A 6,745-nucleotide genomic window follows, 5' to 3' on the forward strand; every position below is an offset into this window, starting at 1 on the left:
TTCGGGCAAGATCCGAACTGGGGACGTATCGCTTCGACCGTCGGTGCAAGCGGAATCATGTGTGATGAAGCATTTTTGAGTATCTGGTTTGACGATATTTGTGTCTATAAAAAAGGGGAGTTGCTCTTTGATGAGAAACTCGAACCGCTCGCTGCGGCTGTTATGCAAAAATCAGCATTTACGATTCACTGTGACATCGGGTTACAAGACGGTGAGTTTACCGCCTACGGATGTGATTTGGGACATGAGTACGTCAAAATTAATGCGGACTACAGAACCTAAAACCTTTCGTCATTCCGTACTTGATACGGAATCTAAGATCCTGAATCAAGTTCAGGATGACAATGTTGTATTATCTCTCACTAAGTCTCCTCTTGCTATAATCGCGATAATTTATGCTCAACAGGAAGACTAATGCGCGGTTATAAAATTTTCAGCGGTTCAGCGTGTACCGAGTTTGCGGCGGAAGTGTGCAGAACCCTCGATGTTCCCCTCTCCAAAGCATCTATCAAACGTTTCAGTGACGGAGAGATTAACGTTCAAATCTCTGAAAGCGTTCGCGGACGTGATGTATTTATCATTCAAAGCACCGGCGCCCCGTCCAATGACAATTTGATGGAACTTCTTATTATGACCGATGCGCTTCGCCGCTCTTCGGCAAACTCTATCACGGCGGTTGTTCCGTATTTCGGATATGCACGACAAGACCGTAAAGCAGCTCCCCGCGTTCCGATTACCGCGAAACTTGTTGCCGATATGTTCGAAACCGCAGGGATTGATCGTGTCGTAACGATCGATTTACACGCAGGACAAATTCAAGGTTTCTTCGATATTCCGGTTGACAATCTCTACGGTGCAATCATTTTTGAAGAGTATATCCGCTCTAAAAATCTAGCAAATCCTGTTATCGCGTCTCCGGACATCGGTGGGGTAGCGCGTGCCCGTTATTTTGCCGAAAAGCTTGGTTTGGAGATGGTTATCGTTGATAAACGCCGCGAAAAAGCAAATGAATCCGAAGTCATGAACATCATCGGTGATGTTGCCGGTAAAGATATTATCATGATTGATGATATGGTCGATACTGCCGGAACGATGGTTAAAGCGGCGTCAGCTCTCAAAAAACGCGGCGCAACATCGGTTATGGCGTGTGCAACGCACGGCGTACTCAGCGGTAAAGCGTATGAAAATCTCAATAACGGCGAGCTCGATGAACTGGTTATTTCCAACACGCTCGTATTAGCCGGTCAAAGCGATAAAATCAAAGTTCTCAGCGTCGCTCCGTTGTTTGCGGAAGTGATTCGCCGCGTTTATCATAATGAAAGTGTCAACTCTCTGTTCAGCTAATGAATAATATTCGCAATTTCTCAATTATCGCCCATATCGACCACGGCAAAAGTACGTTAGCCGACCGTATCATCCAAGAGTGCGGTGCGGTGAGTGATCGTGAACTCACGAAACAGATGATGGACACGATGGACATCGAACAAGAGCGCGGGATTACGATCAAAGCGCAAAGCGTCCGTCTCGACTACGTCAAAGACGGCCAACACTATATCCTCAACCTGATCGACACTCCGGGCCACGTCGATTTCAGTTATGAGGTCTCCAAATCACTTGCGTCAAGTGACGGTGCATTGCTCATTGTCGATGCGGCGCAAGGGGTTGAAGCGCAAACCATTGCCAACGTTTATATGGCGATGGAAAACGACCTCACCCTCATCCCCGTCATCAATAAAATCGATCTTCCTGCCGCAGAACCGGAACGGGTTGCCGAAGAGATCGAAACGACGATCGGGATCGATGCGACCGATGCAGTGATGATCTCGGCAAAAACAGGTGTCGGTATCCGTACTCTCATCGATGCGATCGTCGACCGTATCCCCGCTCCTGTGGGTGACCCATCGGCAACGACCAAAGCGATCATTTACGATTCGTGGTTCGACTCGTACCAAGGGGCAATGGCGCTTGTGCGGGTATTCGACGGCGAGATCAAAACGGGGCAGATGGTCAAGCTGATGCATAATGATGAAAATCATCAAGTCTTGGATCTACTCTATCCTCACCCGCTTCGTCGTCAAAAAACGGCGGCAATCAAAAGCGGCGAGATCGGTATTGTCATCTTAGGTGTCAAAGAGGTAGGCTCAATCCGTGTCGGCGATACGATTACCGATGCGCGCAACCCTGCCAAAGAACCTGTGGGAGAATATGCTCCGGCAAAACCGTTCGTATTTGCGGGGCTCTATCCGATCGATACCGATGAGTTTGAATCGGTGCGGGATGCTCTCGATAAACTCAAACTCAATGACAGCAGCCTCAGCTACGAGCCGGAAACCTCTATCGCCCTCGGATTCGGTTTCCGTGTCGGGTTTTTGGGGATGCTCCATATGGAGGTTGTTAAAGAGCGGTTGGAACGTGAGTTTAATCTCGATCTCATCGCTACCGCCCCATCGGTTGTCTATAAAGTCTATAAGACCGATGGGACAATGGTAGAGGTACAAAATCCGAGCGAATTGCCTGAACCGCAGAATATCGAGCGGATCGAAGAGCCCTACGTCCGTGCGACGGTGATCGTTCCGACCGATTATTTGGGAAATGTTATTACCCTTTTGACGACTAAACGGGGAATGCAGGAGAAGATGGAGTATCTCAACGAGACTCGGGTGATGCTCATCTACGTCATGCCGATGAATGAAATCGTCGTCGATTTTTACGATAAACTCAAATCGATCTCCAAAGGGTATGCGAGTTTCGACTATGAACCGATCGAGTTCCGTCAGGGAGATTTGGTGAAACTCGATGTCCGCGTTGCGGGGGATGTTGTCGATGCTCTCAGCGTTATCGTCCCTCGAAGCAGTGCGGAATCACGCGGACGGGCACTCGTGACCAACATGAAAGAGATTGTTCCGCGACAGTTGTTTGAAGTGGCGATCCAAGCCTCTATCGGAAACCGTGTAATCGCCCGTGAAACGGTCAAATCGATGGGGAAAAACGTCACCGCCAAATGTTACGGCGGGGATATTTCCCGTAAACGTAAACTCCTCGACAAACAAAAAGAGGGGAAAAAGCGGATGAAAGCGATCGGGAAAGTCCAGCTTCCTCAAGAAGCGTTCATGTCCGTCCTCAAAATGGATTGACATGCGCTGCATGATGTGCGAGCGCTTCAGCCTCTCACATATCTGCTCCGCGTGTCAAGAATCACTCCTCACTCCTGTTCTGCATAAACGTACCGTTATGGGTTCCGTTCCCGTCTACTCCTTTTTTCCTTACCATGAGATTGAACCGTTGTTACTGACCAAGCACACCGATGTCGGATATTACATTTATTCGATTTTAGCGAAGCGATCATTGGGAGCTTTTGCTACGCAATGGGAGTATAAAAATACGGTCGCTTCCATCGGTATCGACGATCATGCCACGAGCGGCTACTCCCATACGGCGGTATTGAACCGTGCGCTTAAATCTCACAATATCCTCCCGCACTATGGAAAGCTTCGTGCGACGCAACATTATAAATATGCGGGAAAAAGTGTCGAAGAGCGGCTGATGAATCCACGGCAATTTGCGTATACGCCGTTTGCGGAACATGAGGTTATTTTAGTCGATGATATTGTTACGACGGGGACGACGCTCAGTGAAGCGACAGAGGTGCTTCATGCAAACGGCAAGAAAGTGATCCTCTGTCTCACCCTCACTGACGCACAGAACCGCTAGGGATCGTTTTTAGGAGATCCCTGAGCATCTGATCGTGAGTTGTCGTGTTGTCCATCTCCAGCCGTGCAAGATCGGATTTAAAAGCGGCACGGTAATGAACCCCTTTTTTGTTCAGATCGGCATTGAGTGTTGCGTCAAAACGGATCAGAGGCTGGGTAATATGATAATAGTCTCGGAGTACATCGGGGCGGGTTGTGGCTTTGGTGAGAACGATCTGCATTTTCCCATCGGTTGAATTTAGTTCGGTATAGGCAGAGAGCTCTCCGCTGAGCGGTGCGGGGAGGGCGAACAGTGCAAAGGCTTGTTCGGCATCAGCGTGTTTGAGATCAAAAATAATCACCGAGGGTTCCAACTTCGGGATTTCAATAAGGAGTGTCGCATCGCTTCGGGCGACATCCGAACTAGCATTGAGTCGAAGATGCTTCTCATCCCCTTTGATATTCCCATTGGCATGAAGCTTGCCTCCCAACGGCATACCGACAAATTGTTCCAAAATTCCCGCATGCTCTAACGATACGTTTAGCTCTACATCGATGTGGAAAGGTTTTACCCGACCGTTGGGATCGGCTAAGAGGGATTTGAGGGTGACACTCTCGTTGGAATCTTCCGTGATAGGGGTAGGTAAAAAGCGTTTTGTATGGGTGCTCAGGTAGATTTTCCCTCCGACATCACGTCGATCAAATCCGTTGAGGGCAATCTTTCCGCTAATCGTTGTATCGGTATTGGAAGGGTACTGGAGTAGTTCCATGAGTTGCGCATAGGCGATTTTAGTGAGTTCCACATCCATTGTTGCGAGAGAAAATCGGTGAAGCTCTATTTTGTAGATGATATTTCCATCCAAAATCGTCCCGTTTCCGTGGATATTGAAAGAGGCAATTCCACCGCTAAGCGATCCTTCGGTTTTAAAGGGTTTGGAGATCGGATTGAATCCGCCGCGTTGAAATCCCTCGATTCGGTAATGGGCATACATCCGCAGAGTCAGGAGCGAGAATCCACCCTGTGTTGAGAGAGTGTTTCCGAGGTTGTCTTGGAACAACAGATGGAAACGGTTACGAGTGAGGGCAAACTCTTGAACATTGATGGGGGTAGCCAACGTATAGCTGAGAGACTTTTCGATGAGGGGAGTCATGATACGGTTCCCCAACGAGGTGAAAAGGAGGAGATATAGGGCGATCAGCACACCCAACAGAGATAGAATGATTTTGCCAAAGCGTGTGCGGTGAAAATTACGGACGTGTTTCATGTTAGGGCGAGTATCCATGGGGTACCGATAATCATAAAAATGAGAAAGGTGAGGAGTGTCACCGCACCGCCGTAGATATAGATTTCGCGAGCCGAAATATATCCGCTGCTCAGATAGATCGCGTTACACGATGAGCCTTGCGGCGTGATGGTCGCGTTGAAATTGGTGGCAAATAACAACATCATTGCCATCAGCTCTCCCGGTACCCCCGCTTGAACCCCGATTGCCAAAAAGATACCGAACAGGGCAAGCAAATGGGCGCTCTGAGAGACGAAGAGGTAGTGGATGAGGACATAGATCGCGATTAACACGGTATAGACCCAAAACCACGATAACCCTACTAAATACTGGGTGAAGTATTCGGCAATAGTGTTCATAAATCCCTGTTCCGCCAGCTGTGTCGAGAGACCGAAGAGGATGGCAAACCAAATGAGGGTACTCAGCGCTTCCCCCTGTGAGCGGAAATCATCTATGCCGAATACTCTAGTTGCCATCAAAATCCCCAAACCACCGAACGCGACGGCGGCCTTGTCGATCGGAAATAACCCTGATAGCGCCCAAAGGGTGAGCATGGAGATAAATACCCCTGCGGTGATCCACTCATTGCGGCTGATACCCCCCATATGTTCCAATGCTTTTGAGGCTTTTTGAGGTGCATCGGGTGTTTGTTTCAGCTCAGGCGGATAAATACGATAGAGCATCCATGGGATAAGGGCAAATGCGATCAGCGTCGGAACAATCGCATACAAAAGCCAGCTTCCAAAGGTGATATGGATCCCCATCTTTTCCGCAATCCCTACGCCGATAGGGTTAACTGCCATCGCGGTGAGCCAGAGCCCCGAGGAGATGGTGAGCCCCGCCATCGAGGTCATCATGAGATAGCTCCCCGCCTTGCGGTGGGTATTGTCTCCCACTTTGGAGCCGCAATCATGCGCGAGTCCGTAGATGATGGGGTAGAGGACACCGCTTCGGGCGGTATTGCTCGGAAACGCGGGGGCGATGAGAATATCGGTTGCGATAACGCTGTACCCCAACCCAAGCGTGGAGTGACCGAATCGGCGGATGATATGAAGTGATAGCCGTTTCCCTAAACCCGATTTATGGACGGCATGGGAGACTAAAAATGCGGCAACGATCAGGAGGATAAAGCTCTCTGAAAATCCTGCATACGCCTTTGCGGGTTCAATCACTCCGCTGAGGACACTAAGGGCAAGTGCGATGATCGCGGCGGCGATGATAGGGAGAATGTTGAACAAAATAGCGGCGATAGTAGTGATAAAAATAGTAAAGAGATGCCATGTCGAGAGGCTGATGGAGAGAGGGGGTGTGATGAACCACAGAAGTAGCGCAAATGATGTGAGTGCCGCGATACGTAGTGTCATCCCCATACTATCTCCATTTTTAATAGATATTATAGCATGAACCATAAGGAGTTTTATACTTGATATTAATAGACTCAACTGTTTTGCATAAAAATATTCACATACCTCTTGACAACATGTGACTCAATGCATTATAATAACACCAGATTTCAACAAAGGAGTCTTTAGAAATCATGTCAACTGAAGTTAACGAAGAAACGATCGGCGAAGAACAGCTCACCCAAAATGAGGGTGAAGAGGTTGTTGCTGAGAGTATGAGCGAATTAGAAACTATTACGGCTGAATTAGCGTCGTTCAAAGACAAGTACGCTCGCGTACATGCCGATTTCGACAATATCAAAAAACGTCTTGAGCGTGAGAAATATCAAGCGCTTGAGTATGCGAACGAAAAATTCGCCAAAGATTTGAT

Annotated in this window: 7 protein-coding genes; 5 read left to right on the forward strand and 2 right to left on the reverse strand. The window is 48.5% G+C overall.

Going from position 1 to position 6,745, the window contains the following annotated elements; all coding sequences use genetic code 11:
* From VFW36_RS00450 to VFW36_RS00465, 4 genes are all read left to right on the forward strand, one after another.
* On the forward strand, window positions 1-282 hold a 282-nt coding region (locus VFW36_RS00450), incomplete at its 5' end, for a bifunctional ornithine acetyltransferase/N-acetylglutamate synthase (RefSeq protein ID WP_329656859.1).
* Window positions 283-414: 132 nt separating this feature from the next.
* Window positions 415-1,344, forward strand: a complete 930-nt coding sequence (locus tag VFW36_RS00455; RefSeq protein ID WP_329656860.1) for a ribose-phosphate pyrophosphokinase — start codon at window positions 415-417, stop codon at window positions 1,342-1,344.
* Complete coding sequence (gene lepA / locus VFW36_RS00460; protein WP_329656861.1) at window positions 1,344-3,134, forward strand: translation elongation factor 4; 1,791 nt, start codon at window positions 1,344-1,346, stop codon at window positions 3,132-3,134. The genes VFW36_RS00455 and lepA overlap by 1 nt, the downstream gene beginning before the upstream one ends.
* A gap of 1 nt (window position 3,135) precedes the next feature.
* The gene (locus tag VFW36_RS00465; protein ID WP_329656862.1) at window positions 3,136-3,711 is read left to right on the forward strand and encodes a ComF family protein; all 576 of its coding nucleotides are present in this window, start codon (window positions 3,136-3,138) and stop codon (window positions 3,709-3,711) included.
* On the opposite strand, the gene VFW36_RS00470 is transcribed toward VFW36_RS00465, so the two are convergent.
* Together VFW36_RS00470 and VFW36_RS00475 are read right to left on the reverse strand one after the other, a co-directional pair.
* The gene (locus tag VFW36_RS00470; RefSeq protein WP_329656863.1) at window positions 3,689-4,954 is read right to left on the reverse strand and encodes a hypothetical protein; all 1,266 of its coding nucleotides are present in this window, start codon (window positions 4,952-4,954) and stop codon (window positions 3,689-3,691) included. The two genes, VFW36_RS00465 and VFW36_RS00470, sit on opposite strands and share 23 nt — an antisense overlap.
* The gene (locus VFW36_RS00475; protein ID WP_329656864.1) at window positions 4,951-6,336 is read right to left on the reverse strand and encodes a DASS family sodium-coupled anion symporter; all 1,386 of its coding nucleotides are present in this window, start codon (window positions 6,334-6,336) and stop codon (window positions 4,951-4,953) included. The genes VFW36_RS00470 and VFW36_RS00475 overlap by 4 nt, the downstream gene beginning before the upstream one ends.
* Before the next feature lie 173 nt (window positions 6,337-6,509).
* Here VFW36_RS00475 and VFW36_RS00480 point away from each other — a divergent pair.
* A partial coding sequence (locus VFW36_RS00480; RefSeq protein WP_329656865.1) for a nucleotide exchange factor GrpE occupies window positions 6,510-6,745 on the forward strand: 236 nt, incomplete at its 3' end.

Source organism: Sulfuricurvum sp. (genome assembly GCF_036279695.1).
Taxonomy (GTDB): domain Bacteria; phylum Campylobacterota; class Campylobacteria; order Campylobacterales; family Sulfurimonadaceae; genus Sulfuricurvum.